Genomic DNA, 26,482 nt, shown 5'->3' on the forward strand with positions numbered 1-26,482 from the left:
CTACGATGAAAGTGCCATGTCCAGCACACGCGACACGTGTACGGCGCGGCGGGGCGTCCCGTCCGCGATCTGGTGACGGCAGGACGTCCCGTCGGCGACGATCAGGGCGTCGTCAGGCGCCGCCTCGACCGCGGGGAACAAGTCCAGCGCGCCCATCTTGAGCGAGACGTCCACCGTGTCCGGCGCGTAGCCGAACGCACCGGCCATGCCGCAGCACGCGCTCTCGATCAGGTAAACCTCCGCACCGGGGATGCGGCGCAGCACCGACATCATGGGCGAAACCGCGTCATGCGCTTTCTGATGGCAATGGCCATGGACGTGCAACGGCCGCTCGAGTGGCGCCAGCGGCAGGTCGGAGATGTCGGCGAGGTATTCCTCGAAGGTACGGGTGGCCGCGGCAAGTGCCTCGGCATCGCGACCGGGGCAAAGGGCCAGCGCCTCGTCCCGGAAGGTCAGGATCGACGACGGCTCCAGCCCGACGAGCGGAATGCCGTTCGCGACAGCATCGCGCGTCGCATCTATGACGCGCTGCACTTCCTCGCGGGCCTCTTCGACGCAGCCCACCGAAAGCAGCGTGCGCCCGCAATCCAGCGCGCGGCCCGTTCCGTCGCGGGCCACGGCGACCTTCAGACCTGCGGCGCGGAAGACCCGCAATGCGGCGCGCAGGTTCTCGGGCTCGAAGTGACGATTGAAGACATCCGCCCAGAGCAGAAGGTCGGGAGACGCGTCCTGCGCCTCGTCGTCGCGGAACGGATCGGAGGACCAGATCGGAAGGTCGCGGCGCGCGGACATGCCCGTGATCCCCTCCGTCAGATTGCGCAACGGGCGGACCTTGTTGCGAAGGTTCATCAGCCAAGCCACTCGCGCCGCGCTTGGTGCGTAACGAGGCAGGTAGCCAACCAACTTGTCGGCCAACGTCAGCCCGCTTTCCTTCCGGCGGGCCGCCAACACCTCGATCTTCATCCGCGCCATGTCGACGCCCGTCGGACATTCGCGGCGGCAGCCCTTGCAGGAGACGCACAGCTTCATCGTCTCGGCCATCGCATCCGATGTCAGACCGCCGGGCAACTGGCCCGAGATCGCAAAGCGCAGCGTGTTGGCCCGGCCGCGGGTCGTATCGCGTTCGGCCCGTGTCGCGCGGAACGACGGGCACATGACGCCCCCCTTCAGCTTTCGGCAGGCGCCGTTGTTGTTGCACATCTCGACGGCGCCCTGAAATCCACCAGCGGCCCCGGGCCAGGCCGACCAGTCCAGCGCGGTTTCGAAATCGGGCACCTCGTAATCGGGGCCGTAGCGAAAGACGCGTCGGTCATCCATCGCGGGGGCGTGGACAACCTTGCCGGGGTTCATCAGGCCTTGCGGGTCGAAGCGGCCCTTCACCTCTTCGAAGGCAGAAACGATCCGCGCCCCGAACATCTTCTCGTGAAACTCGGACCGGACAATGCCGTCGCCATGTTCTCCGGAATGGGAGCCCTTGTACCGTTTGACGAGGTCGAAGGTCTCTTCGGCGATGGCGCGCATCGTCGACACGTCCTTATCGAGCTTCATGTTCAGGACGGGCCGGACGTGCAGACACCCGACCGAGGCATGGGCGTACCACGTCCCCTTGGTGCCGTGGCGACTGAAGATCTCCGTCAGGCCGGCCGTGTATTCGGCGAGATCCGGCAAGGCGACTGCGCAATCCTCGACGAAGGAGATCGGCTTGCCGGCCTGCTTCATCGACATCATCACGTTGAGGCCCGACTTGCGGTACTCTGCGATCGCCGATTGCAGCTTCTTGTCCGTCACCGGGACCACACCCCCCCAGCGATCGCCCGCGCCGGTGAAGGCGAAGCCCAGATTACCCATGCGGTCCGCAAGCTGCGCAAGCTTGGCTGCATTCGCCTCGGCCGATCCTTCGGCGAACTCGACGAGCAGCAGAGCGGCCGGCTCGCCCTGGACGAATGCATCGATCGTCCTTGCGAAGAGCGGGATGTCGCGGCCCAGCGCGATCATCGTGTCGTCGACCAACTCGACCCCCATCGGGTCCAGCGTCACCAGATGCTGCGTCGCGTCCATCGCGGCGTAGAAGCTTGGGAAATGACAGACGCCGAGGACTTTTTCGCCGGGCAGAGGCGCAAGCGAGAGCTCCAGTTCGGTGAAGTAGGCGAGCGTGCCCTCGGATCCGACCAGGAGATGCGCCATGTTGACGTCGTTGCCGGTCAGGGCGTCGATGTTGTAGCCGCCGACACGCCGCTGCACCTTCGGGAAGCGGGCTTCGATCTCGTCGGCCTCGCGCTGACCGAGGGCGCGCATGTCGGCGACGAGATCTGCATAGGGACCCGGTTCGGGATCGGCGCCGTTGAAGCGGGCCTTCGTGCCGTCGGGCAGGACCGCTTGGATCGCACGGACATTGTCGCGGGTGATCCCGTAGCGCAGCGATTTCCCACCGGACGAGTTGTTCGCCGCCATCCCGCCAAGCGTGCAACGCGAGGCCGTGGACGGATCGACCGGAAACCACAGCCCATGGGGCGCCAGGGCACGGTTCAATTCGTCCAGTACGAGGCCCGGCTGCACGCGCGCCGTCAGTCCTTCGGCGTCGATCTCGATGATTCGGTTCAGGTGGCGCGTATTGTCGAGCACGACCCCGCGATTCACCGTCTGACCGCATTGCGATGTACCGCCCCCCCTTGGAAGCACACAGGTTTGCGCCTCTCGCGCGACTTCCATCGCAGCAATCACGTCGTCTTCGGATCGGGGGATGACGATCGCATCCGGGACCATTTGGTAGATCGATGCGTCGGTCGCATAGCGCGCCCGCGATGCAGGGTCCGACAAGACGTCGCCTTGGACGGAAGCACGCAAACTTCTGGATATTCTACTATTTTCCCGCATCCGCCTCTCTCCCCGATGTCAGCCTAGCGAGGCTGCGATCCCCGTCAAATAGCGGTTGACTGAATTATGAATTCATTATTACGGTTTTCGCAATGGGGAACGCGCCGCGGCAGATGGCGCCAGGGGAGGGGTACGGATGCGTCAGGCAGGCAGGCATTTTCTTCAGATACCGGGACCGAGCGCCGTCCCGGACCGGATCCTGAGCGCGATCGGTCGCCAGACCATCGACCACCGGGGGCCCGATTTCGCCGAAGTCGGCCTCAAGGCGCTCAACGGCATGAAGTCCATCTTCAAGACCGAGCAGCATGTCTTCATCTACCCGTCATCGGGGACCGGCGCCTGGGAAGCCGCGCTGGTGAACACCATGTCCCCGGGCGACAAGGTTCTGATGTTCGAGACGGGGCACTTCGCCACTCTCTGGAACAAGATGGCCACAAAGCTCGGCATCCGGACGGAATTCCTTGAAGGCGATTGGCGCGGCGGTGCCGAGCCTGACCGGATCGAAGCCCGTCTCCGCGAAGATACGAACCAAGAGATCAAGGCCGTCTGCGTCGTCCACAACGAGACCTCGACCGGCTCCGTCTCTCCGATCGCGGATGTCCGGCGCGCGATCGATGCAGCGGGGCATCCGGCCCTTCTGATGGTGGACACGATCTCGGGGTTAGCCTCCATCGACTTCCGCTTCGACGAATGGGGTGTCGACGTCTGCGTATCGGGATCTCAGAAGGGCCTCATGCTGCCCCCCGGCCTGAGCTTCAACGCCGTCAGCGAGCGCGCGATGAAGATGGCCGAGAGGGCGACCATGCCGCGCAGCTACTGGGACTGGCACGACATGGTCGGCCCGAACGAGACGGGCTACTTCCCCTACACGCCCGGAACGAACCTTCTCTATGGCCTGAACGAAGCCATCGACATGCTCCACGAGGAGGGGCTGGACAACGTCTTCGCCCGGCACGCGCGCCACGGCGCCGCGACCCGGGCGGCCGTTCGCGCTTGGGGCCTGGAGGTTCTGTGTGCGCGTCAGGGACAGGAATCCGGGGTCCTTACAGCCGTGCTGATGCCTCGGGGACATTCCGCCGACGCCTTCCGCGCCACGACGCTCCAGCATTACGATATCTCTCTGGGCAACGGCCTGTCGAAGGTCGCCGACAAGGTGTTCCGTATCGGTCATCTGGGTGATTTCAACGATCTGATGCTGATGGCAACGTTGTCCGGGGTCGAGATGGGATTGGCGAAGGCCGGCGTTCCACACGAGTCCGGCGGCGTTCAAGCCGCGATGGAGCATCTGAAAGACAATCCGCAGGCGCGCGTCGCCGCCGAATGAGCTTCCGGAACAGGGAGCATCAGAGAGGGAGGGGAAACCCATGAATATCAAGAGCACATTGCTGGCCGGAATCGCGGCTGCGGTGTTGCCGCTCCAGGCGGCTGCGCAGGACCTGACGCTGCGGTTCGGCCATGTCGGCGGCCCCGGATCGCTGTTCGAAGCGTCCGCCAATGCCTTTGCGGGATGCGCGAACGGACGGCTCGGTGACCGGGCCGAGGTTCAGGTCTTCGGCTCCAGCCAGCTCGGCAACGACCGGGAACTGCTTCAGAAGCTGAAGCTCGGTCAAGTCGACTTCTCGCTGCCGTCCTCGGTCATGTCGTCGGTAGCGCCGGAATTCGGCATCTTCGAGATGCCCTACATCATCCAGACCCGCGACCACATGCGCGCCGTTCAGGCGGAACTGGGCGATGTCTTCCAGGAGGCCGCGCTCAGCGAAGGCTACCGGATCATCGGCTATTTCGAGAACGGCTTCCGCCACATCACCAACAATACCCGCCCGATCACGACGCCCGAGGATCTGTCCGGCATCAAGCTGCGCACCCCGAACGGCGAATGGCGCGTGAAGATGTTCCAGCTCTATGGCGCGAACCCGACGCCGATGGCTCTGTCCGAAGTGTTCACGGCACTTCAGACGAACGTCATCGACGGGCAGGAAAACCCCTACGCCCAGATCGCGTCGCAGAAGTTCCAGGAGGTGCAGGAATACCTTTCGATCACGGGGCACGTCTACACGCCGGGCTACGTGCTCGTGGCCGAGAACCAGTGGCAGCGCCTGCCAGAGGATGTGCGCGCCGATCTGGAGGCCTGCGGCTCGGAGACACAGGCGGTCGTCTACGAGACGGCCGAGCGGCTTGAGAACGAACTTCTTGAAGTCATCCGCGAGGCCGGTGTCTCCGTCAACGAGGCCGACAAGCAGGCCTTCATCGACGCGTCCGCTCCGATCTACGAGGAATTCGCCTCGACCGTCGATGGTGGCGCCGACCTGATCGAGCGCATCCAGGCGCTCGCCCCCGACAGCTGACGCGTCCCGGAGGGCCGCGTTAGGCCCTCCGTTCCCCCTCCGATGCACCGAGGTCGACGTGACCACGACCGCAACTGCCGGGTCCGCCCGGAAAGGACCCATCATGCTTGACGCGCTTCGACGGTTCTTCGAGCTGGTCCTGGAATATTTCGTCATTCTGCTGATGGTCGTGCTGACGACCATCGTGATCGTGGCAGTGGTCTACCGCCTGCTCGGATCCAGCCTGGCCTGGTACGACGAGGTCGCCGCGATCCTGCTGGCATGGATTACCTATTACGGATCGGCCCTGGCGGCACTGCGCCGGCGACATATCGGATTTGACACCGTCCTGCTGGCGATCCCGATGCCGGCCCGGATGGTCGCCGTCGCCGTCGCCGAAGCCGTGACCGCCGCCTTCTTCATCCTGCTGGCCTGGGCGGGCTGGACGGTGATGATGATCCTCGGCGGAATGAGCCTGGTCTCGCTGACCTGGATGCCGGTCAGCGTCACCCAATCCGTCATCCCCATCGGCGCGATCCTGTTCCTGATCTGCCAGGCGCTCAGCCTTCCGGGTTATTGGGTCACCACCGCGCGCGGCGTGTCGCTGGAACATGCCGAGATCGAGGAAGAAGTCGAAACCGAGATGAAGAAAGCGGGGAACGCCTGATATGCTGATGCTCGCGATATTCGTGCTGATGGTGGCGCTGATCTGCCTGAACGTGCCGATCGCCGTTGCCCTGGCCGTGTCGGCCATCCTCGGCCTCGTGGTGCTGGAGGGGACCGGCTCGCTCGTGAATGTCGCGCTCGACATGTATGGAGGCGCGACCAAGTTCTCGCTCATCGCGATCCCGATGTTCGTCCTCGCCGGCGCGATCATGAATGCCGGCGGCATCACCGACCGTCTGATCAACTTCGTGGCAGCGCTCATCGGTTTCATTCGGGGCGGGCTGGCGCACGTGAATATCGGCGTCTCGCTCTTCTTCGCCGAGATTTCGGGCAGCGCCGTCGCCGACGTTGCGGCGATGGGGTCGGTCATGATCCCGCAGATGAAGAAGCGCGGCTACTCCGGGGCCTTCTCGGCGGCGGTGACGTCGTCATCGGCCTCCCTCGCCATCATCATCCCGCCGTCGATCCCGATGATCCTCTATGCGACTTCGGCCAACGTGTCGGTCGAACAGCTCTTCGTCGCCGGGGTCATTCCCGGCCTTCTGGGCGCGGCGGGCCTGATGGGCGTCTCCTACTATTTCGCGCGGCGCTACGACCTCCCGCGAGAGGATGCGTTCTCAGGCCGCGTCCTCTGGCGGGCCTTCGTCGACGCCCTGCCGACCTTCGCGCTGCCTGTCATCATCCTGGGCGGCATCTTCGGCGGCTACGTGACCGCGACCGAGGCGGCGGGCCTCGCCGTGCTGGCCGCCATCGCGATCTCGCTCTACTATCGGCAGGTCGATTTCAAGCACCTCCAGCGGTCGATGCTCGACGGCGGGATGCAGACGGCGGTCGTCATGCTGCTGGTCGCCGCCTCGGTGGTGATGGGCGGCTTCCTCACCCGCGCGCAATACCCGCAGGAACTGGCCGCCGCGATCCTCGGCATCACCGAGAACAAGTGGCTGATCCTGCTCATTCTGAACTTCTTCTTCCTGGTAATCGGCTTCTTCCTTCATTCGGCTGCGGCGATCATCCTGGTCGTGCCCATCGTCATCCCCCTGATCGACGCGGCGGGGATCAATCCGATCCATTTCGGCCTGGTCGTGACGCTGAACCTCGCCATCGGCCAGCAGACGCCACCGGTCGCGTCGGTTCTCATCACCGCCTGCGCGGTGGCACGAGCGAACATCTGGGACGTGACCAAGGTGAACGTGTATTTCATCGCCGTCCTCTTGGCGGTGCTGCTGATGTGCACCTACATCCCGGCCATCCCGCTTTTCCTCGTGGATTACTTCTACGGCTAAGGGTTTTCTCCCCGACTCGTCCGTCCGCAACGCTTGCGGGCGGACGCTTTTCGCCAAAGGATCGCCGACCATGGATCTCGACCTCGCCAACGCCCTGATCGCCGCCGCGCTGGAGCATCGCCGCACGAACGGAATGAAGCCTCTGACCATCGCCGTCATCGACGCGGGCGGCCACCTCGTCGCCTTGCAGCGGGAAAACGGGACATCGAACCTGCGGGCGGAAATCGCACAGGGCAAGGCCAAGGGCGCGGTGGCCATGGGACTCGGTTCCCGTGCGCTCCACAACCGGGCCGAACAGCAGCCCTATTTCATTCAGGCGATGAACGCATTGGCCGGCGGCAGCCTCGTGCCCGTTCCCGGCGGTGTGCTCGTCAAGCGTGACGGCGTTCTTGTCGGAGCGGTCGGGATTACCGGCGACACCTCGGACAACGACGAGGCCTGCGCCGTCGCCGCGATCGAGGGACAGGGTCTGACAGCCGAGACCGGCTGATGGGCGGCACACTCGGCTACGACATCCCTGCCCTGCCCGGCATGGCCGAAGCGGACATCGTCACGCCCTGCCTGATCCTCGACCTCGATGCGCTCGAGCGGAACATCCGTCGCCTCGGCGAAGAGGTCCGGCGGCTCGGCGTGCGCCATCGCGCCCATGGCAAGATGCACAAGTCGATCGACGTGCTGAAGCTGCAGGAAGCCCTCGGCGGCGCCTGTGGTGTCTGCTGTCAGAAGGTCTCCGAGGCGGAGGCCTTTGCGCGGGCGGGCGCGCGCGATATCCTCATCTCGAACCAGGTCGTCGGCGACACCAAGCTCGAACGTCTGGCCGCCCTGCCCCGCTTCGGCGCGCGGATCGCCGTCTGCGTGGACGACGCAATGAATGTGGCAGACCTGTCGGCGGCGGCCGTCGCGGCCGAAACCGACCTGGATGTCCTCGTAGAGATCGAATGCGGCGCCGGGCGCTGTGGCGTGGGCAGCCCGGACGCCGCAATCGCACTCGCCCAAGCGATCATCGCGTCGCCCGGACTGCGGTTCGAGGGCCTGCAGGCCTATAACGGCGCAATGCAGCATATCGAGGACGAAGCAGCCCGGGCGGAACGGGCCGATGCCGTCATCGAAACCGTGCGCCGGTATCTCGCCGCACTGGAGGCGGAGGGCCTGACCTGTCGGACGGTGACGGGGGGCGGCACCGGAAGCTGGCGCCGTGAAGCCGCCTCGGGTGTCTATACCGAAGTACAATGCGGGTCCTACGCCTTCATGGACGCCCATTACGGTCGTGTTCTGTGCGACGAGTGGGAGACGGCGCTATTCGTCCTGACCTCGGTGATGAGTGTCGCCCGCCCCGGTCAGGCGGTCGTGGATGCCGGACACAAGGCACATGCCGTCGATAGCGGGCCGCCGCGTGTCCACGACAGGCAGGATCTGGACTATGTCGGGTGGTCGGACGAACACGGGATCGTCGCCGATCCGGACCGAACCCTCCGCCTCGGGGACAGGCTGCGCCTCGTACCGGGCCACTGCGATCCGACCTGCAACCTGCACGACTGTTATGTCGGCCTACGCGGCGGGACGGTCGAGTCGGTCTGGCCGGTGACCGCCCGCGGCAAGCTTTTCTGAGGCTTGTCGGAATATTTCCCAACTCAACACGGATGCAGGGCGACACCGGGCCAAATTGTTTCCAATTGTCGTCACAGCCCGAACCACTTCGGGACCTATCCATTTAGACACCACGAATCCGGGCGTTTCGGGACAGACCGCCCCGAACGCGAACGAGGACGCCATATGCCTGAATTTCTCAAACCCGGGGTCGCCGCCTGGCTCGCCGCCGCGACGACCCTGTGCGCATTTCCTGCCAGCGCCGAAGACGAGTACGTATTCAACGGCAGCAAGATCCGCACCAACATGTCGAACACGCTGGTGATGTTGGCCGAGCAGGCCAGCGCCGCAAGCTGCAAGATCAAGACCGGCCTCAACGCGGAGGACGCGCGCGAAGAACTCGAATCCGTGCGCAACGACTTTCGCCTGATCCTCGATGGGCTGGAGAACGGCTCTCCCGCTTTGGGTATTCCAAGTGGAGAGACGAGCGGCCGCATCCTGCGCCGGATCCAGGCCGTCGAGGATATCTGGGCGGAGGTCGACGGTGCGATCGACGCGATGGCCAGCGGAGATCCGGACGCGACGTCCACAGCGATCCGCCTGAGCCAGGTGCCCTTGCACGAAGCGACGTATCTTCTCGCCTCCGACATCCTCAACCACTATTCCGACCCGCATGAGATGACCCAGCGGGATGCACTCTCGCTGAACTTCGCGGGGCGCCAGCGCATGCTGGGCTACAAGATGACCCGCTCGCTTTGCGGCATGTATGGCGGCATGGCGGATGTGGGTTCTCCGGAAGAACTCGACGAATTCGCCGAGCTTTTCGACGTGACGCTTGCGGCGCTCCAGACCGGGATGCCCGCGGCCGGCCTTCAGCCGCCCCCATCGGATCTCGCTGCCGAAATGCTGGCGCAGGCGGGCGCCGAATGGACCGAGGTTCGCCCCGCGGTGCAAGAAGCCGTCGAAACCGGCGCGGTGACGAACGACACCTTGCAGGCGATGGAGGCGTTCGTCTCGGACACCAAGCTGCTGATGGGCAACACCGTCACGGTCTACATGCTTTCCTCCGGCGAGTCCGAGCACGTGTCCCAGGTCGCGCTGGAGAACTACGCCAAGACCGAAGTGCCGAAATGGCTCTCCGAACCGATCCTCATCGACGCGATCCGTGAGCAGAATGCACGCCACGCGTCGTTGACCCAGGCGGATATCGATCAGCTCGACCTCGACTGGCGCGCCGAGATGAAGGAAGGTGGTGGCCCCCTCGTGCAGAGCCTCGTGGACCGGCCGCTCTCGGATTGGTTCCGCGAGCGTGTGGGCGCCACCGCCGGTCTGGTCGTCGAGATCTTCGCGATCGACAACCGCGGCCTGAACGTGGGCCAAAGCGGCGTGACCGGCGACTACTGGCAGGGCGACGAAGCCAAGTACGAGCAGACGATCAAGAACGGCCGCAACGCCACGCACTTCGGCGAGACGCATCTCGATGTCGAGAACGGGGTGTATCAGGCCCAGATCTCGGCCCCGGTGCCCGATCCCGAGACGGGTGAGCCGATCGGCGTGATGATCTTCAGCGTGAACGTTCAGTCACTGCTCTGAGGCGCCCGGTCCTTGCGACCGCCTGACAACGCCCGGCCCGGCTCCATGTGAGCCTGGCCTTTCGGACTGTTGGCCGTGCCGCCGGATCGGGGAGTGGGCGTTCCGGCGTCATAACGCCTCGATCTCACCGCGGGGCTATGTTCTCGCCGCCGCCACCCCACGCTGCGGCCCGTGTTCAGACGCCCTCCCCCGCCAGCAGGGACGCGTTTCCGCCTGCGGCCGTCGTATCCGCACAGGTATGCCGCTCCAGCAGGGACATCCCGGCTTCGGCCATGGTCAGCAGAGGCAGGATCGCCCCCTCGCGCGCAGCCAGGGCGCGACGATAGGGACGGTCGTCTGTGCCGTCCCTCATCACCCCACCAAGGCGGTCGAGATCGGTAAGCGCTTCGGGTTCGACAGTTCCATCCACTCCCTCATCCAGTGTCAAGCCCGGGGCGATGGCGAGGGCGATGCCCCCAACAGCGCGCACGGCCTCCGCCTGCGCGCGCGCGGCCTCTGCGCCCGGTCCGAGACACAGGATCGGCATGCGGGGATAGCGACGCAAGCGGTTGCGCTCGCCGGTCGGGCCGGGCAGGTCGGATGAGCCGTGCAGATCGACGGACGAGCGAAGCGCATCCAGCGCGTCCTGAACGTCGGCTGAGTCTAGCGGCGGTCCACCCACCTCCGCCGACTGTACCCGCTCCGGCGCGTGGAAGCGCGGCAGATACGCCGGCCCACCGGCCTTGGGTCCCGTCCCGGACAGGCCCTCGCCGCCGAAGGGCTGGCTCCCGACGATGGCGCCGATCTGGTTCCGGTTGACGTACAGGTTGCCGACCCGTGCCCGTGCCTCGACACGTCGCGCGACCGCCTCGATGCGGCTGTGCAGACCCATCGTCAGGCCGAAGCCCCGCGCGTTGACCGCATCCACAACCGCATCCAATCCGCCGGCGGGGAAGGTCGCGACGTGCAGGACCGGGCCGAACACCTCCTCGGCCATGTCCGCGATGCCAGCCACGCGGATCAAAACCGGGGCGAAATGGTTCCCGCTCCCCGTGGAGGAGGCCCGATGGATGAGCCGCCCCTCGGCCTCGGCCCGCCGGGCATAATCCTCGAAGTGCTTGCACGCGGTCTCCGTGATGATCGGGCCGAGATCCGTGGCGCGATCCCAGGGGTCGCCGCCGGACAACTCGTCCATGGCTCCCTTCAGCATTTTCAGTAGGTCCTCGGCGACGTCCTCTTGGACGTAGAGGATCCGGGCCGCGCTGCATCGCTGCCCGGCCGACTGGAAGGCCGAGGCAATCGCATCGCGCACCGCCTGTTCGGGCAGGGCCGTGCTGTCGACGATCATCGCGTTCAGGCCGCCCGTCTCCGCCACCAGAAGCGCATGGGGGTCGAGATGTTCGGCCATGCGCCGGTGGATCGCCAGCGCCGTGCCGGTTGAGCCGGTGAAGGCAAGCCCGGCCACCCGTGAACACTCCGTGAGGGCCTCGCCGACGACACGGCCGCGGCCGGGAAGGAATTGCAGCGCCGATCGGGGCACCCCCGCCCTGTGCATCAGACGCACGCCCAACGCTCCGATCAGCGGCGTGGGATCCGCGGGCTTGGCGATGACGGCATTGCCCGCTGCCAGAGCGGCGGCGATCTGGCCGGTGAAGATCGCGAGCGGAAAGTTCCACGGGCTGATTGCCGCAATCACGCCGCGCGGCGCATCGCCGGACAACCGCTCTGCCTCGTCCGCGTAGCAGCGCAGGAAATCGACGGCTTCCCGCAATTCGGCCACGGCGTCGGGCAGGGTCTTGCCCGCCTCGCGGGAGAGCAGCGCGAAAACCTCGCCATGGGCCTCCTCATAAAGATCGGCGGCACGGCGCAGGGCGGCGGCCCGCTCGGATGGCGGCGCATCCCAGATCTCGGCCAGCCCTGCTGCGCGCGCGGCCGTCCCCGCGTCGCCCTCATGGACAGTTCCGACTATATCGCTCGGATCGGACGGAGAGATGACCTTGCGCGCGTCTCCCTCCGCCAATCCATCCGTCAGCACCGCGCGAGCCGTCCAGGTTGCCTTGCGCCAGGGCGCGCGCGCCTTGTCCAGAGCGGCTAACTCACCGACATCGTTCAGCTCCCAGCCCCGGCTGTTGCGACGGGGTGCGAAGATCTCGGCGGGCGGCGTCACGGACCCGGGCACGGTCACATCGAACGGGTCGGCGACGACGTCTTCCGGCGCGACGGAGGGATCCGCCAGCCGGTTCACGAACGAGGAATTCGCACCGTTTTCCAGAAGCCTCCGCACGAGATAGGCCAAAAGCTCCCGGTGCCGGCCGACGGGCGCGTAGATACGCGTCGGCGCGCCCGCCGCCTCGGCCACATGATCGTGCAGCGCGGCGCCCATTCCGTGGAGACGCTGAAGTTCGAAATCCGTGCGACCCGCCTCGCGGGCCATGTGCAGGACGGCGGCGATCGTGTGAGCGTTGTGCGTCGCGAATTGAGGGTAAAGCCGTGGACTCCCGATCAATTTCCGCGCGCAGGCGAGGTAGCTCACATCGGAGGCGCCCTTGGCGGTGAAGACCGGGAAATCCGCCAGCCCCTCGACCTGCGCGTGCTTGACTTCGGTATCCCAGTAGGCGCCCTTGACCAGACGCACCATCAGCCGGCGTCCCGTGCGTGAGGAGAGATCGCCCAACCAGTCGATCACCGGCAGGGCGCGGCGCCCATACGCCTGAACCACAACGCCGAACCCGTCCCAGCCGTCGAGCGCCGCATCGGTGGCCACTGCCTCGATCACGTCGAGCGACAAATCCAGGCGGTCCTGCTCCTCGGCGTCGATGTTTAGGCCGATACCCGCCGCCGCCGCCGCGCGGGCAAGATCCGCGACACGTGGGACGAGCTCGGCGATGACACGGGTCCGCTGCGCCGCCTCATAGCGCGGATGCAGCGCGGAGAGCTTGATCGAAATGCCAGGCGCCGCCTCGATCGGCCGACCGTTCACCACCTTGGCGATCGCGTGGATCGCGGCGCGGTATGCATCGAAGAAGCCCCCTGCGTCAGCCGCAGTCATCGCCGCCTCGCCCAGCATGTCGTAGCTGTAGGTCCGGCCCTTCGCTTCCTCGGCGCGGGCGCGCGACAATGCGTCTTCGATCGTCTCGCCCAAGACGAATTGGCGTCCCATCTGCCGCATCGCCGCCCGTGTGGCCTGCCGGATCACCGGGGCACCCAGCCGCCGGGTCGCTCTCTGGATCACCCCCTGCGCATCGTCGCGTCCGATCACCCGACCCGTGAGGGCCAGCCCCAGCGTTGCGCCGTCGACGAGCCGAGAAGCCGAGTGCCCGATATGCTCCGCCCAATCGCCGGGCGCGATCTTGTCGGCAACCAGCGCATCGGCAGTCGTCGCATCCGGGACCCGCAACAGCGCCTCCGCCAGCGTCATCAGCGCCAGCCCCTCTTCGCTGTCGAGCCCGTACTCGGAGAGAACGGATTCCATCAGGCCGAGTGAGCCCTTCGCACGGACCGCCCGCACCCAATCCGCCGCCCGCGCGACGATGGCGGCGCGGGCGGCATCCGAGAGCGCGGCGGCCTCGGCCAGATCAGAGACGAGCGGTCCCTCGGGCGCACGGTGACAGGCACGGATCGCCGCGCGGATATCGGATCGGCCCGTATTAGGATCGGTCATGACGGAGAGGCCGCCGGGCGCTTCGAGAGACATGTCAGGCTCCGGGACGTGGGTCGAACCGCCTTGATGGTAGCACATCCGAGACAGCCAATCTGGCTCGCATGGTCATTCGCGCAGCCAAACGGACCGTCTTTATGCCTTGATCTGGTCAATCATCTCGTCATTCTGCCCCGATGGAGACACTTGACCGGTTCGACCATGCCATCCTTCGTGAACTCATGCGCGACGGACGTCAGACCGCGACCGCGCTGGCCTCCGCCGTCGGTCTATCGAAGACGCCGACGTTGGCGCGGATGCGGCGCATGGAGCGCGCGGGCATCATTCGCGGCTATACCGCGCTTGTGGATCCGTCGGTCCTAGACCGCGCCCATGTCGCCTTCGTCGAAGTCCGCCTCGACGATACCAGAGAACGGGCCCTCCAGACCTTCAACGAGGCAGCCCGCGCCCTGCCCGAGATCGAGGCCTGCCATATGATCGCGGGCGCTTTCGATTACCTGCTCAAGGTCCGCACCCGCGACGTCGCCGCCTACCGTCGCACCCTCGGGGAGCGTATCTCGGCCCTGCCCCACGTCGCCTCAACCTCCACTTTCGTGTCGATGGAAACCGTGAAGGATCCGGTCGAGACGGCGGATGCGCGTCTTGGCTGACCGAGACGGCACAGGCCGGATGCATGCCCCTTTTCGCGCGGTGCCGCCCGGCATAGCCTGTCCACCCAATGACACGAGATCAGTCAGATGAAGGTTGAAGAAGGGCAGACCAATCGCACGGATGCGGCGGATCGCGATGGCAAGGGCGCGGCCTCGGAGGCCTTGGGCATCTCCCTGACCATCGGCGATCTGGAACCGCTGGGGCCGCAGATCGGCGAAAGCGATCCTCTGACGGTTCCGGCCGCCCTTCACGAAGCACTCTTCGGTCAGCCCGACCCTGCTGACAACGAAGGATCGCCGCCCCTTCACAGCTATGCTGTCCTCGACGCAGGGAAGGGAGCGGGCTTGCCCGAGATGCTGGAGGCTTCCGGGCTGGATCACGCTTGCCTCTTCACCGGCGATGCCGCCCGAGAGCTGCGCGACGTTGCGCCATGGATCGTGCGTCTGGAAGAGGGGAACAGATTTGTCCGCGGCCTCTTCACCGCCGGCGACGCACCGTGGGAACTCTGGGGCAAGGCGGCAGGCATCTTCCTGCGCTCCAGAGGATCGATCGATCAGATCCGTGCGCATCTGCGGAAGTTCACGAAGGTGCCGGACGAGACGGGCGCCTGGCTCTACTTCCGGTTCTGGGAGCCATCGCCCCTGCGCGCCTATCTCGATCGCTTGCCGCCGGAGGACGAGTTCCGGCAACGCTGGTTCGGCCTGGACGCCGCCACCAGAATCGAGATGATCCTGGTTCCGGATCCTGCACGAAACGCGATGCGGATCTTCCTGCCCTCTCGAGGGATTGCGACCGACCGCGCCACGAGCGCCGAGCGATTCCATCTGAGACCGGCGGATATCGACGCGATCCGCGCGGCGCGGATGACCGGCGATCTGGAGGCGCTGAGCGCGCTGATCGTCCGGACGTTTCCGCATCTGGCCGAGGCACATTCCCGACCGGACCTCGACCGGGCCATTGCGCGATCTGCATCCCGCGCCCGCGACTTCGGGATCCGGCAGAAGGACAACCTGTTTCGCTTCATTGCCTGGGATCTGCATTCGACGGGTCCGTTCGAGAGAACGGACGCGACCGGCCGGTTGGGCGACATCCTGCGCTCGACCGCGCCGGAGCCAGACAAGATGCGGCGCCTGGCAGAGCGCATGACCCAGATGTCGGAACCGGCCGCCTCAGATGGCCCGGTTTGACAAGTTCGGATAGATCATCCGCTCACGGTCCTCGTCCGGCCTGTGACCCAGCCATTCCGAACTGGTGATCGGCCCATCCTTCATCGAGACGTGTCCGAAATTGCGCAGGATGTCGGCCCTTTGAGCGGGCGTGACCGTTCCGGCCCGCATCGCGGCCACGTGGGGCATGTCGGACGGAATGCGGTAATCCTCGGTATTCGGCAGATCCAGAAAGGCGCCGTCGACCTGCTCGACCGCCGCTTCGTACATCATGTTGAGCGCCACGCGAGACAGGCCAAGCTTGACCCAGGGGCGATGCAGCGCAAGCTGCTCGTCGTACTCGTAAAGCGTCCGGACGAAGGTCTGGCCACGCGCAGAAACCCGCACGGTCCGAACCTGGATCTCCCCCATGTGCCGGACCACTCCGCCCTGCGTCTCGTTCGGACGCAAGAAGCCTTCCCGGACGAAATCCGCTTCGATTTCGGCGTTCGCGCCGGGCCGAAGGTCTTCGGCGCGGGTTCGCGCCTGTGCGGCCAGCGCCTCTTCACGCGAATAGAACACGCGCCGCTCCATTCTGCCCAGAGGCGCGGTATCGCCCGTGCGGGCCGACCCGCCCTCACCGGGGGGCGGGTCGCCCGGCAGCCGCAGCGCAACCTCGTAGCCGCCGCCGATATCCGAATGCGCCCCGGGCAGGCCCAGCGAGTCCCCGCCTGTCCCCGATATGAGACCCACCGTACGGCGCATCTTCGCCCTCTCGAGGTTGTGGTTCAGGCGGAAGTTCCGGCGATACTCGTCCTCTGCCGTCAGGTGATAGATACGCCCGGTCGCCTGCTCGGTCTTGAGGTGAACATTGATCGGGTCGTTATCGTCATCCGCCGCGTCTCCGATCGCGGCGACCGTGTCGAAGATCCCCAGAAAGCGGATTTCGACGTCCAGCCCCGCCGGCAGGGTTTCCGTCCAGTCGCCCGGGCCCCACGGATCGTAGCGGATGCGGCGCGCACGGATCGCGTTGACGAAGTACCGCGCCGAAGCGGCCCCTCGGCTGAAGCCGAAGACATCGAGAATGACCTTCTCGAGGTTGGGCGGCCCGCCCTGCAAAAGGATCTCGGCGTTCAGGCGCCGGAATGTATCCAGCACGCGAGCTTCCACACCGCTACGACGCCCCATCCCGAATGCGTAACCGGTCTGGTCGTCCTCCTCACCTCGAACACTCCCGGCGCCCTCGGCGTAGATCCGACGGAACCGTCGCGCCACGCCGCCGCAAGCATTGGGAATGTCGTGGCCGTTCCTGGTCCCGTTCCGAAACTTGTAGCGATCGAAGAGAAGGGCCGGGTTGGACAACGCATTCCGGTAGCTGTCGTCGTTCCGCGCGCGGGACCGGGTATTGAACCGGTTGTTCAGCGTGCCGTCAAAGAAGACGCCCACTTCCAGCGTCATCGCGGGGCAGGTCTGCGCGACATTGCCCAACTCGCCGCCGAGGCCCTCTTCTCCGGCCGCCGCGCTTGCCGCCGCATCAATCTTCGTCAGATCGTTCATCGGCCTGTCTCTCCGGCGGGGCAGAACGGATCGCGCACCGATGGTGGCGGCGGATCGAGGAAGTCGGTCATCTCGGGAAACCGGTCCGTATCAAGGCGCCAGGCCCTGTCTCCGTCGGGCGCCCTGCTGCCGCACACCCGCGCGGCATCGCGATAGCCCGACGGATCCGGCGTCGGCTCGTCGGATGCGATCAGCATTTCCCCATTCGGCCCGAACACGATCCCGATCACGGCGACATTCTCGTCGATCCGGATCCGGTCGAGCGGGACGACAGCCGTCGCGGTCCATGCCTTGTCCGTTGTCAGTTCCACCCATTGCGCGCGGATCGTCCAGGCGCCGTCCCCGTCCGTATCGGTCGGGGGGCTCAGGACAGATGCGGAATTCGTCCGCCCCCCCAAGGTACCGGGGACGTCGGCAGACGAGGCGACGATCATCTCCGGCGTGCGCGCAAGCGGCTGCTCGAACGAGAGATGGGTCAGGACCGCCGGAGACGACTCGTAGGACCCGAAGGACAGGTCGAGCGTCCGGATATTGCCGCCCGCCTGACATCCGGACAGAGCAAGCAGAGCGCCCAGGGCGAGCAGGCGGTTCACGGGCGGACCTCTTCGGCCAACGGGGGCCGTGCGGCACCTTCGGGCCACGGACGACCGACGGCGCGGAGAATCGGCGACCCGGGCCGCAGCCAGTCGACCAGTTGTGTCGTCATCTGCGTGTAATGCGCTTCCAGCCACTCGATCGCGTCGGCGACGACATAGTCCTCGACGGGCACCTCGAGCGGTCGTGCGGGTGTCGGGGTCGCGCCATAGATCTCCCAGCGCTCAATCGGGCCCAGCTTCGCCGCGATGCGGTCGTGCATCGGATCCCCGTTCGCATCCCAGACGTCCAGCACCTCCGCCGGCATGTTCAGGAGTTCCGTAACGATCTGGTCTTCGGAGGGCGGCGGCGACCGATCCATCATGTAGGTCATCTGCAGCGACGGGATCGGCCAGGTCAGCAACCCGAACCCGTATCGCTCCGACCAGACCGCAAGCTCGCCCATGTTTCCCAAGGCGATGGCATGCGTGTCACCATGAAGATCGACGTCCCCCTCGGTCAGATAGCTCAGGAACGGCCGAAAGAGGGCGGGGTCCACCAGACGCAAGCGCCCCCCCGCGAGGGTGACGAGACCATGGCTGGACCAGATATGCAGAAGCGCCGGCGGCAGGCTGGATATCCAGCGCTCGGTGATCTCGATCTCCGGTCCCCGCTCAATCGGTGCAAGCGCCGCGTCGATCCGCGCGATCGTGGCCGCAGATAGGTCCATCGCCGATTCCCAACTGTCCACGCCCCCGTGGTCAGGGATAACCGAAAGGCAACCGGATCGGGAAGGCCAGAGTGCCCGAACGAATTTCTTGCCGCTGTGGCGCGTCAGTCCGGTGCCTGCGCCCGCCCTTGACCGCCGTGTGGGTCCCTGCACGGATCGCGCCGCCTTGCCTTGAAGTCGACGGATTCACGTGAAGGATGCGCGGCATGGACAGCTCCGTCCCGCCCCGTTTTCCGTCCGCCGACGGCCGCCCGCCTCGACGCGGGTATCTGAGCTATTGTGACGTGCCGGATGCGGAGGGCGCCAGCCTCCTCGAACCTTCGGCCGAGACGCGGGTCTTCGCCCTGCTCGACGCCGCCAAGATCCCGGGCCTGCCCGAGCGTCTGGAGGGGCTGGGCGCGGAATTCGCCTGCCTCTTCGACGGAGAGGCCGCCGAAGACTACGCAGAGGCCGCCCCGTATCTGGTCGACATGACCGATGACGCCAGGCTGCGCGCACATGTCGTGACGCGGTCTTCGGATCCGCTGGACCTGCTGGGGCGCAACGCGGGGGTCGTCGTGACGGCTCCCTGCACGCTTGCCGAGATCCGCGACCGACTCCGCCGCTTCACCCGGATCCGCGACGGGCGGGACAGGTGGTACTATTTCCGCTTCTGGGATGCCGGCGGACTGTTCCACTTCCTTGCCGACGACCGCCTCCCGCTCGATACGGCGGTTCGCCTGTGTCAGATGCGCGACGGCACGGCGTTGACGTGGATCGTGCCCCATGACGGGCGCTTCCGCATCGTGACCCCGACCCGGACCGAAGCTGCGCCGACCGGCTCTCTGGTCCTGTCGGACCGGGAATACGACGCCTTGCGCCTTGCCCGCTGGATCGAGTTCGAGCGCGCGGTGGCGGACGAATTGCGGGCGGACGTCCCAGAGATGGAGGTCACGCCGGGCCGCATCTCCGAACTGTGCCATCGCGGCTTCGCGCTTGGATTGCGCGTCGAGCTGGCGCTTTATACATTCGTGCGTGCGACCGTCCGGGCCTGGCATCTCCAGATCCATCCGGACACCGCATGGGGTGCCATTTCGCACCTGCGGGGCCTGTCGCAATTGGATCGTGCCCGCGCCTACGAGACGGCGGTGGAAGATATTGGAAGGCAAGGATTGCCATGACGTTTTCGACGACGGACGAGGCCGGTCAGGGGGTTTCCCCCTGCGATCCCTCGATCATTCCCATCTATCCCATGCGCTTCGGCCTGACCGGCAACGCCATCGAGGCGATGCTGAAAGGCAGCCGCGCTCCGATGCCGCCGCAGACGATCCCGTCGGTCCAGCCGGCCGGACAGAAGGACCACGAATTGCTGCGGCTGCGGCAGGGATTCGTCTATATCCTCGCCGACAACCACGTCGAGAACGCCACCAGCCCGGACCTGCGCTGGCAGATCTGGCGATACGTCACCTCGCCCGAGGACGACAATTCGTCCGTCCTGCGCGAGGACACGGCCACGCGGGGAACGCTGACGGGCTACACGTTCACCAAGTACGAATGGGAGGACGGCACCGTCGAGGGCCCCTGGGTTCTTGAGAGCAGCGCGCGCAATTTCACCTATGCCTATGTCTCGGCTCAGGTCAGCCGGGTCTGGGTCGCCTATAGCGAAGACCGCTGGCCGTCCTGGTTCTTCCACAAGGCGGCAGCGGATGCGGCGTTCCGCAACCGTCTGATGACCGAAGTCAACGTCCACGCGCCAGACGGCCAGACGGCCGTTCGACTGCGAGAATTGGCGTCCGTCAGCCGCGCCTTCGCCCCGGAGGATACAAGCCAGACCGCCGGAAGTTCGACGGCCTTCGATTTCGACAACATCATGCGCCAGACCGGTGCCGACCAGGTTCCGCTGCGCAATGTCGGCGACTGTCTCAACGCATGGGAGAACGGCCTCGTGGTCGCCGTGCATGACCCGGTGGGTGAGCATCTCGACATGGCGCACACGCTGATGATGTACGAGCAGACCAAGCAGAACTTCTTGGCCGAGTACCAGTATCCCATCAAGATCAAGGAATGCGTCGAACAGGTCCGCATCATGGAGGATGCGGATCCGGGGATCATCTTCAACCGCGGCGGGTTCGACGAGTCTATCCTCGATCCGGCCTACGGGTCCCAGATGTCCGCCATCGAGACGACGCTCGCCCGGATGAGCGAAGAACAGGAACAGCTCGTCGCCAACATCGCCCGGATGGAGGAGCGGACCGGCAAGGGCACCATGATGGAGCTGTTGACCCTGCTCGAGGAGGAGGCGGCCAATCATTCCGGACCCTACGGTAACGAGTTGCTGGCCGCGTCCCTGGCGGTCTGCGCGCGCTGCGCGGCCAAGCTGGGCGCGTCGCCGGTCGGCTCGGACCACCTGCTCGCCAAGGTCCGCGGCGAGGGCGGTCAGCCCGGATTGAAGTTCCTGGACGCGATGGCGCGCCTGAAGGACTTTCTCCAGGCGGGACAGGAATGGCACGACGCCATGCTGCCGGCCATCAACGCGGCGATGACCTTCTACGGCCGCGAGATGGCACAATCCTTCGCCGACGGCTCAAGCTCTCCGCAAGTCAGGTCCGTCATCGAAGAGATGTTCAGCTTCGATCTCGGCCGCCATGCCAGCGTCGACAGCCTGTCGACCGAGTTCCAGAGGGTGATGAACCAGGAATGGACCGACGTCCGGCCCGCCCATCTCACGCTGCGCCCGTCGACGGGCGTGACCCAGACGGCGCGGCTTTTCCTGACCGCGTCCGATGCAGCGGAGCGGCCCGGGATGGTGACGTTCTGGGTCGACATCGAGATCCGTCCCGACAGCGCCTCGGTCAACAACATGCGAACCGCACGCTCCTTCGATGCGGCCGCAAACGGTCTGGGCCTGATGGCGGCGATGCTGTCGCTCTTCACGACGGCGACCGGCTACGGGGCGACCCCCAACCGCAACATCACGAGAGCGGGGCGCGCGGTGCAGGACCCCCTGGTCCAGCTGATCGCGGGCTTTTCGGACGCTTTCTCTTCCGCATACAATCTGCGCACGCTCTCGCCCGTCAGGGAACGCGCCGCCTCTGCGTTGGCTCGGGCGCGGCTCTTCGGGAATGCTAAGAATCTGAGCAATGCCGTCCGCATCCAGAGCGCCCGGGGAACCGTCGCAGTCGGGGGCATGAAGCTCTTTGTGCGATGCCTCGGCATCATCGGCGTCGCGATTTCCGGTGCGATGATGGTCGAGGGCTATCAGCGGGCCGATACGCGAATGATGGTCGGGAACGCGATGATGGCAATTGCCGGGATTGCATTGCTGGCGGCTACCGGCATCGGTGCGATCATCGCGCTCGCCGTGTTACTGGTCGGGTTCATCCTGACGCTCATGGGCAATTCCGACGCCGAAGCCTGGGTGGCAACGTCGTTCTGGGGCCGTTCGCCGAGATATTGGGGCGTGCAACGCGCAAGCTTGCCAGAGCGTCTCGAGGTCGCGCGCGTGCTTGGTGATCCAGCGCATGCTGGCTACGAGAGCATTCGGAGAGAGTTTGACGAGGAACTCGCTAGGTTCATTGACGTCTTCTCGTCGCTCGAGATCAAGACCGGTGCGCGAGGCGACGGGATCCTCGAGTTCCATTCCAACGCGTTGCGCAGCACGGGTGATGTGGCGCGTCTGCGGATCGAAGTCGGATACGACAACGATTGGTCCATGCAGCGTGAGCGTCCCGCGACACTCGGGCGACTGCGTTTCGTGCGGACCGGCGTAGCCGCAGTCACGGTTTCACCTCCGCCGAACCCGAACGGCTCGCTGCATTTCGATATTGTCCGCGTCGAGGCGACTCTGGGACGGACGGTGGGTGATGACAGCTTCGAGGCGAGCGAAACCTTCTCGCCGTCAGAAATATGAGCGTTGGGCCCGATCTCTCCCGCTCGATCATCATTCGCGGGCCGGGCGTCTTCGATGTCGTCGATTTTCGCGACATGGAGTTCCGCTTCTTCATGGTTCTCGGGTCGGTTGGAATACTTGCCGGGTTCATCGTCAGAGATTTGTTCTTCCCCGACCCATTCGGCTTCACGCTCTTGAGGTCGCTACATGCCGTAATCGACTGGGAAGGCGCGATGCGGGCCAACTATGAGGACGCCGTGCGAAACGGATCGCTCATGACCTACGAGACTTTCGCGCGAATGGGAAATTCGGCGTTAGAAATGGGCTGGCTCCATGTACATGGAGGTCTGCTTCTCTCTCTCGGTCTCGCATTTTCCTCAATCCTCTTCGCGCTGGTCGTACCACGCCACGCCCCCGTGCGGTTCGACACCGTGGAGGAAGTCGTATGGACCGTCCATCGCGGGCGGGTCGCCGCCGCGCCGTTGGAGCGCGTGTATCCGGGTCCTTACCGATCACCAGTTATGAGGCGTTATCAGCGACTGGATGAATTCGACGTCGGCTTCGGCCCCGTCCTGATCAACTTGCGGACCGAGAAAAACAAGGCTCTCCCGATGATGATTGGGGCCTTCCCGCCGACCAGGAATGATCAGAACGTTCATCTGGCGCGGCAGCTCGAAAAGCTGACGATCGGCGAAGAATTCGAGCCCGAGCCGCCCGGGGGCTTCCGTCCCGCCGACCCGCTGCGCTGGATCTGTCGCAACCTCGCGCTCTTCCGCGGCCCCAATCTGGACGATCCCATGCGCAAGGCAACGGCGCTGGCTATCAGGGACGCCATGCGCACCCCGCCCGTCATCGACTCGGAGGCCTACAAGGCCGCCGCCGCCGAAGCCTATCGGACCGGCAAGACGAGGTTCAGGATCGACTGATGTTCAGCACGTCCGATTTCATCACCGAGGCCGGCGCGGCGGCCTATTCCGCGGAACGGCAGGACCGGTTCGAGTGGATCGCCTGCGACTACCTCCGACGGACCTTCGGGCCTCGCTTGTCGCAGACGGGCGACGCCGACCTGCTGACTTTCGTTCGCCGCTGCCAGCCCCGCGCCGCAGCGCGCGGTATCGAGGTCGAGTGCGAGTTGCTGCGGTATTTCGCGATCGCGTGCATCCTGGGGGTCGAGTTCGAACACGATCCCCAGCACCGCCCGATGCTGGAGACCGCGCTCTGGATCGAGCCAGACGGCACCCATCGGCGCGTCGAGAGCACCGGGCTTCTATGGGATGAACTCGGCCGCTGGTTCGAGACGATGCAGGCCGACACCGCGGACATGGCCCGGCTTCGCCGCGCCTTCGCCGACCTCTACCGGGACGAGGACCGGGACCCGGACGCGCAATGGCTGTTCGCCTTTCTGGCCGACGCCTGGCCTCGTCTCTACACGGCGCGCCCGCAGACCGCCTGGCTGGATCTGGGCAACGCGGTCCGCCGCTCCGCCGCCGCGCTCAAACTCGACGGACCGGACCTGATGGCTGTCGTCGGATTGGCCCCCTATTACGGCATGGGCCTTCTGGACGATCCGGCCCAGCCCTGGATCTCTGCGGCGCTGGCGATGGACGGCCGCTCGATGCCCGAGCGGCGCCTGGCCCTGGGCAACGGCATTTTGAGTTACTGGACGGCATTGGTCGAAGGAGAACGCGCATGAGCACCTTCACGTCGCAGATCGAGGAGGGATGCCGCTCCTTCTGGTCAGCACTGGCTCGATTGCCTCAGGTCCCCTTGCCCGCAGGCATCGCACCGGGCGGGACGGCCGGTGCATCGCCACTGGATGCCGCGGCCGAGGGCGCGGATACGGCCGGCAGCGATCGCGCGCCGGACTGCACCACGGGCAATTGCTGCGACGACCCGGTCTGGCTCCAGACCGCCGAGGCGGAGCTTGGAACGCTGGAGATCCTCGGCGGCAGCGGAAGCAACCCACGGGTCGAGGAATACCACGCGTCGACCGGCAACTCCTTTACCGATGACACGGCGTGGTGCTCCAGCTTCGTCAACTGGGTGATGGAGAACACGACCAATCCCCGCACGGGCGAGGCCTTCCCGTCGACCAACAGCGCCGGATCTCAGAGCTGGATGAACTGGGGCACCGCGACCGAGCCCTTCGTCGGCGCCCTCATCGTGATCAAGTGGAGCCCCGACAGCTGGGAAGGCCACAACACCATCCTCGTCGGCGAGACGACTGACGGCAATGGCTGGTGGGGCCTGGGCGGCAACCAGGGCATCGCCAATGACGGCTCGCGCGCGGGGCTCGCGGTGAATGTCTCGCGCTATGCGAAGGGCTCGACCATCCGATCCATCCGCAAACCGTCCGGCTTCACCCCCTGCCCCGAATACCTGGAGATCCCCAAGATGACGGCGGCAGAGGTCGAAGCGAAGTATGGCGCTGAATCGGGCAGCGCGAACGGTTACGATGGTACGCGCTAGCGCCCTCTCCCTCGCGCTTTTGGCGCCAGTCGCTGCTCAGGCGGCGGAATGGAACCGTGAGGGGTGCCTTTCGGGCGCCCTGCCCTTCGCCGATTGCGTACACGCTATCCGGGCCGCAGAGACCTTCGTCTCCGCGATGCGTCCGACCGAAGATGGAGAATTGGGTCTGCTGCGGCTCAGCTACGTCGCGGCCGATTTCGCGACGCTGTCCGACGGGATCGATCCGAATGTCTCGCTGATGATCTCCACGACCTTCATCGTCGATGGACGGCTCGCCTATGCCGACCTTGTCGAAGTGGGTCAGGTCATGGATTTCATCGACTTCACGCGCGACGGACCGGGCGCATACGTCTTTCGCGGCGCCGTGTTCTCGGACGAGCTGGGCTGTCCCGTCGTCGCGACCCTGACGGTGGACGCCGGACCCTATACCGTCGCGATCCGCGAGGGCAGCACGACCCCTCCGCCTCCCGTGGTTACAGAGACGCTGGCGTCGAACTGCCGCTAGAGGCCGGTCCTTCCCGCCGTCGGCGGAGGATCGTTGCGCCGTTTCGCGGGCCGGGGGCGACGAAGAGCCGGCAACCCCGCGCGAATTGCGACAGCACGCCGGGCTCTGAATTGGCGATCAGCGTGCGGAAGGTCGTCGGCTCGTAGAACCGGAAATAGATGCGACGGCCCGTCGCGCTGTCACGAACCATCGTGAAACGCCGCATCTGCGCGCGGAGCCCTTTCAGGCTCAGCGGCGTGCGAACGAAGATACCGGGTTGCGACGGCCAGAGGCCCGCATGCAGATCGTCGTCGGGGAAGGCGCTGAACAGGGCACGGACGAAGCCGTTCCCCGGCATCAGCCGGACGACGTAGGGGGCGCTGTCGGCATGGACGCGCGCGGCCTCTCCCTGGAACAGACAGGCATGATCGAGACCCGACGCGGCAATTCGGTCCGCCAAGCCGAAGACGCGCGCCGCATCGAGGACCGCATAGGTGTGATCCTCCGCCGCGCCGACACGGTCGGGGGTCTCCGGAAACAGGACGTCCCGCAGGGAAGCCGGGCATGACCGATCCTCGGTGCGCGCGTCGAACGGAGAGACATCTGCAAGCTCTTCCCGGTCGAAGCCTCCGGTCAGACCGGCCAAATTCGCCGCGCGGGCCGGCTCGTCCAGTCCGAGGGGCCCCAGGAGCACGTCCTGGCCGTCGGTCAGCGAGGCCGCAAGGGTCACGATCTCGTCGAGCGGCGCCTCCGACGCCTCGGCGATCACTTCGCCTTCGGCTTCGCCCCCACGCTCGCTTTCGGCCTGCCGCAGCAAAGCACGTAGACCCAGATGGGCACGTGTCGCGCGGGCCAGCCCGAGGCCGGAATAGGCGACCCCCGCCGAGTCCCTGACCGTGACACGGCAGGCCCAGACCGGGGCCGGTGTCACGAAAGCGGAGGCGGGGATGGACATCGTCATGAAGCTCGACCGGATCGGAACGCATCGTGGGCGAAAAGACGCCGGATTGCCCGGCAGGTGATGCCGAAGCCGTCCGCGCC

Annotated in this window: 21 protein-coding genes; 15 read left to right on the top strand and 6 right to left on the bottom strand. The window is 65.9% G+C overall.

Features of this window, described 5'->3' with window-relative positions:
* Nucleotides 1-2,844 carry an FAD-binding and (Fe-S)-binding domain-containing protein gene (locus jaqu_RS06750; RefSeq protein ID WP_316243058.1) on the bottom strand — a complete coding sequence of 948 codons (2,844 nt, stop codon included), beginning with the start codon at nucleotides 2,842-2,844 and terminating at the stop codon, nucleotides 1-3.
* 166 nt (nucleotides 2,845-3,010) lie between these two features.
* On the opposite strand from jaqu_RS06750, the gene jaqu_RS06755 reads away from it, so the two are divergent.
* The 7 genes from jaqu_RS06755 (at nucleotide 3,011) to jaqu_RS20550 (ending at nucleotide 10,327) form a co-directional block, all read left to right on the top strand.
* Nucleotides 3,011-4,198, top strand: a complete 1,188-nt coding sequence (locus jaqu_RS06755; RefSeq protein WP_043918197.1) for a pyridoxal-phosphate-dependent aminotransferase family protein — start codon at nucleotides 3,011-3,013, stop codon at nucleotides 4,196-4,198.
* A gap of 40 nt (nucleotides 4,199-4,238) precedes the next feature.
* On the top strand, nucleotides 4,239-5,219 hold the full coding sequence (locus jaqu_RS06760) for a TRAP transporter substrate-binding protein (protein ID WP_043918198.1): 981 nt from the start codon (nucleotides 4,239-4,241) through the stop codon (nucleotides 5,217-5,219).
* A 103-nt stretch (nucleotides 5,220-5,322) separates the two neighbouring features.
* Nucleotides 5,323-5,865 carry a TRAP transporter small permease gene (locus jaqu_RS06765; RefSeq protein WP_043918199.1) on the top strand — a complete coding sequence of 181 codons (543 nt, stop codon included), beginning with the start codon at nucleotides 5,323-5,325 and terminating at the stop codon, nucleotides 5,863-5,865.
* Nucleotide 5,866: 1 nt separating this feature from the next.
* Nucleotides 5,867-7,147 carry a TRAP transporter large permease gene (locus tag jaqu_RS06770; RefSeq protein ID WP_043918200.1) on the top strand — a complete coding sequence of 427 codons (1,281 nt, stop codon included), beginning with the start codon at nucleotides 5,867-5,869 and terminating at the stop codon, nucleotides 7,145-7,147.
* A 70-nt stretch (nucleotides 7,148-7,217) separates the two neighbouring features.
* Entirely contained in the window at nucleotides 7,218-7,637 is a 420-nt protein-coding gene (locus jaqu_RS06775) for a GlcG/HbpS family heme-binding protein (RefSeq protein WP_043918201.1), read from the top strand.
* Nucleotides 7,637-8,755 carry a DSD1 family PLP-dependent enzyme gene (locus jaqu_RS06780; RefSeq protein ID WP_043918202.1) on the top strand — a complete coding sequence of 373 codons (1,119 nt, stop codon included), beginning with the start codon at nucleotides 7,637-7,639 and terminating at the stop codon, nucleotides 8,753-8,755. The genes jaqu_RS06775 and jaqu_RS06780 overlap by 1 nt, the downstream gene beginning before the upstream one ends.
* 165 nt (nucleotides 8,756-8,920) lie before the next feature.
* A complete protein-coding gene (locus jaqu_RS20550; protein ID WP_052500821.1) occupies nucleotides 8,921-10,327 on the top strand; it encodes a type IV pili methyl-accepting chemotaxis transducer N-terminal domain-containing protein in 1,407 nt (468 codons plus the stop codon).
* Nucleotides 10,328-10,502: 175 nt separating this feature from the next.
* On the opposite strand, the gene putA is transcribed toward jaqu_RS20550, so the two are convergent.
* Nucleotides 10,503-14,000 carry a bifunctional proline dehydrogenase/L-glutamate gamma-semialdehyde dehydrogenase PutA gene (gene putA, locus jaqu_RS06790; RefSeq protein ID WP_236687804.1) on the bottom strand — a complete coding sequence of 1,166 codons (3,498 nt, stop codon included), beginning with the start codon at nucleotides 13,998-14,000 and terminating at the stop codon, nucleotides 10,503-10,505.
* Nucleotides 14,001-14,140: 140 nt separating this feature from the next.
* Here putA and jaqu_RS06795 point away from each other — a divergent pair, with 140 nt between their 5' ends.
* Nucleotides 14,141-14,614: an Lrp/AsnC family transcriptional regulator gene (locus jaqu_RS06795; RefSeq protein ID WP_043918203.1), complete on the top strand. Its 474-nt coding sequence runs from the start codon at nucleotides 14,141-14,143 to the stop codon at nucleotides 14,612-14,614.
* 87 nt (nucleotides 14,615-14,701) lie between these two features.
* Nucleotides 14,702-15,802: a DUF4123 domain-containing protein gene (locus jaqu_RS06800; RefSeq protein ID WP_043918204.1), complete on the top strand. Its 1,101-nt coding sequence runs from the start codon at nucleotides 14,702-14,704 to the stop codon at nucleotides 15,800-15,802.
* Here the strand turns inward: jaqu_RS06800 and jaqu_RS06805 are convergent.
* The 3 genes from jaqu_RS06805 to jaqu_RS06815 are packed head-to-tail and all read right to left on the bottom strand — an operon-like array spanning nucleotide 15,785 to nucleotide 18,620.
* The gene (locus jaqu_RS06805; protein WP_043918205.1) at nucleotides 15,785-17,317 is read right to left on the bottom strand and encodes a phospholipase effector Tle1 domain-containing protein; all 1,533 of its coding nucleotides are present in this window, start codon (nucleotides 17,315-17,317) and stop codon (nucleotides 15,785-15,787) included. The two genes, jaqu_RS06800 and jaqu_RS06805, sit on opposite strands and share 18 nt — an antisense overlap.
* Nucleotides 17,314-17,910 carry a hypothetical protein gene (locus jaqu_RS06810; protein WP_043918206.1) on the bottom strand — a complete coding sequence of 199 codons (597 nt, stop codon included), beginning with the start codon at nucleotides 17,908-17,910 and terminating at the stop codon, nucleotides 17,314-17,316. Before jaqu_RS06810 ends, jaqu_RS06805 begins: the two co-directional genes overlap by 4 nt.
* Entirely contained in the window at nucleotides 17,907-18,620 is a 714-nt protein-coding gene (locus jaqu_RS06815; RefSeq protein ID WP_043918207.1) for a GAD-like domain-containing protein, read from the bottom strand. Before jaqu_RS06815 ends, jaqu_RS06810 begins: the two co-directional genes overlap by 4 nt.
* Before the next feature lie 206 nt (nucleotides 18,621-18,826).
* Between jaqu_RS06815 and jaqu_RS06820 the strand changes: the two genes are divergently transcribed.
* Genes jaqu_RS06820 through jaqu_RS06845 form a run of 6 tightly spaced genes read left to right on the top strand, consistent with a single transcriptional unit; the run spans nucleotide 18,827 to nucleotide 25,462 of the window.
* On the top strand, nucleotides 18,827-19,780 hold the full coding sequence (locus tag jaqu_RS06820) for a DUF4123 domain-containing protein (RefSeq protein WP_043918208.1): 954 nt from the start codon (nucleotides 18,827-18,829) through the stop codon (nucleotides 19,778-19,780).
* Nucleotides 19,777-22,509, top strand: a complete 2,733-nt coding sequence (locus tag jaqu_RS06825; RefSeq protein ID WP_043918209.1) for a toxin VasX — start codon at nucleotides 19,777-19,779, stop codon at nucleotides 22,507-22,509. The genes jaqu_RS06820 and jaqu_RS06825 overlap by 4 nt, the downstream gene beginning before the upstream one ends.
* Nucleotides 22,506-23,414, top strand: a complete 909-nt coding sequence (locus jaqu_RS06830) for a hypothetical protein (RefSeq protein ID WP_043918210.1) — start codon at nucleotides 22,506-22,508, stop codon at nucleotides 23,412-23,414. The genes jaqu_RS06825 and jaqu_RS06830 overlap by 4 nt, the downstream gene beginning before the upstream one ends.
* A complete protein-coding gene (locus tag jaqu_RS06835) occupies nucleotides 23,414-24,181 on the top strand; it encodes a hypothetical protein (protein WP_043918211.1) in 768 nt (255 codons plus the stop codon). Before jaqu_RS06830 ends, jaqu_RS06835 begins: the two co-directional genes overlap by 1 nt.
* Nucleotides 24,178-24,957 carry a C40 family peptidase gene (locus jaqu_RS20555; protein WP_052500822.1) on the top strand — a complete coding sequence of 260 codons (780 nt, stop codon included), beginning with the start codon at nucleotides 24,178-24,180 and terminating at the stop codon, nucleotides 24,955-24,957. Before jaqu_RS06835 ends, jaqu_RS20555 begins: the two co-directional genes overlap by 4 nt.
* A complete protein-coding gene (locus jaqu_RS06845; RefSeq protein WP_141134344.1) occupies nucleotides 24,944-25,462 on the top strand; it encodes a hypothetical protein in 519 nt (172 codons plus the stop codon). Before jaqu_RS20555 ends, jaqu_RS06845 begins: the two co-directional genes overlap by 14 nt.
* Here jaqu_RS06845 and jaqu_RS06850 read toward each other — a convergent pair.
* Nucleotides 25,431-26,396, bottom strand: a complete 966-nt coding sequence (locus tag jaqu_RS06850) for a DUF4123 domain-containing protein (RefSeq protein WP_161793838.1) — start codon at nucleotides 26,394-26,396, stop codon at nucleotides 25,431-25,433. The two genes, jaqu_RS06845 and jaqu_RS06850, sit on opposite strands and share 32 nt — an antisense overlap.
* Nucleotides 26,397-26,482 lie beyond the last annotated feature (86 nt).

The sequence above is a fragment of the Jannaschia aquimarina genome (assembly GCF_000877395.1).
In the GTDB taxonomy this organism is placed as follows: domain Bacteria; phylum Pseudomonadota; class Alphaproteobacteria; order Rhodobacterales; family Rhodobacteraceae; genus Jannaschia; species Jannaschia aquimarina.

Bases quoted from the DNA above. Each gene is read 5' to 3' on its own strand.
- jaqu_RS06755 (WP_043918197.1), top strand. From the start codon at position 3,011: ATGCGTCAGGCAGGCAGGCATTTTCTTCAGATACCGGGACCGAGCGCC.
- jaqu_RS06760 (WP_043918198.1), top strand. From the start codon at position 4,239: ATGAATATCAAGAGCACATTGCTGGCCGGAATCGCGGCTGCGGTGTTG.
- jaqu_RS06765 (WP_043918199.1), top strand. From the start codon at position 5,323: ATGCTTGACGCGCTTCGACGGTTCTTCGAGCTGGTCCTGGAATATTTC.
- jaqu_RS06770 (WP_043918200.1), top strand. From the start codon at position 5,867: ATGCTGATGCTCGCGATATTCGTGCTGATGGTGGCGCTGATCTGCCTG.
- jaqu_RS06775 (WP_043918201.1), top strand. From the start codon at position 7,218: ATGGATCTCGACCTCGCCAACGCCCTGATCGCCGCCGCGCTGGAGCAT.
- jaqu_RS06780 (WP_043918202.1), top strand. From the start codon at position 7,637: ATGGGCGGCACACTCGGCTACGACATCCCTGCCCTGCCCGGCATGGCC.
- jaqu_RS20550 (WP_052500821.1), top strand. From the start codon at position 8,921: ATGCCTGAATTTCTCAAACCCGGGGTCGCCGCCTGGCTCGCCGCCGCG.
- putA (WP_236687804.1), bottom strand. From the start codon at position 14,000: ATGTCTCTCGAAGCGCCCGGCGGCCTCTCCGTCATGACCGATCCTAAT.
- jaqu_RS06795 (WP_043918203.1), top strand. From the start codon at position 14,141: ATGGAGACACTTGACCGGTTCGACCATGCCATCCTTCGTGAACTCATG.
- jaqu_RS06800 (WP_043918204.1), top strand. From the start codon at position 14,702: ATGAAGGTTGAAGAAGGGCAGACCAATCGCACGGATGCGGCGGATCGC.
- jaqu_RS06805 (WP_043918205.1), bottom strand. From the start codon at position 17,317: ATGAACGATCTGACGAAGATTGATGCGGCGGCAAGCGCGGCGGCCGGA.
- jaqu_RS06815 (WP_043918207.1), bottom strand. From the start codon at position 18,620: ATGGACCTATCTGCGGCCACGATCGCGCGGATCGACGCGGCGCTTGCA.
- jaqu_RS06820 (WP_043918208.1), top strand. From the start codon at position 18,827: ATGGACAGCTCCGTCCCGCCCCGTTTTCCGTCCGCCGACGGCCGCCCG.
- jaqu_RS06825 (WP_043918209.1), top strand. From the start codon at position 19,777: ATGACGTTTTCGACGACGGACGAGGCCGGTCAGGGGGTTTCCCCCTGC.
- jaqu_RS06830 (WP_043918210.1), top strand. From the start codon at position 22,506: ATGAGCGTTGGGCCCGATCTCTCCCGCTCGATCATCATTCGCGGGCCG.
- jaqu_RS06835 (WP_043918211.1), top strand. From the start codon at position 23,414: ATGTTCAGCACGTCCGATTTCATCACCGAGGCCGGCGCGGCGGCCTAT.
- jaqu_RS20555 (WP_052500822.1), top strand. From the start codon at position 24,178: ATGAGCACCTTCACGTCGCAGATCGAGGAGGGATGCCGCTCCTTCTGG.
- jaqu_RS06845 (WP_141134344.1), top strand. From the start codon at position 24,944: ATGGTACGCGCTAGCGCCCTCTCCCTCGCGCTTTTGGCGCCAGTCGCT.
- jaqu_RS06850 (WP_161793838.1), bottom strand. From the start codon at position 26,396: ATGTCCATCCCCGCCTCCGCTTTCGTGACACCGGCCCCGGTCTGGGCC.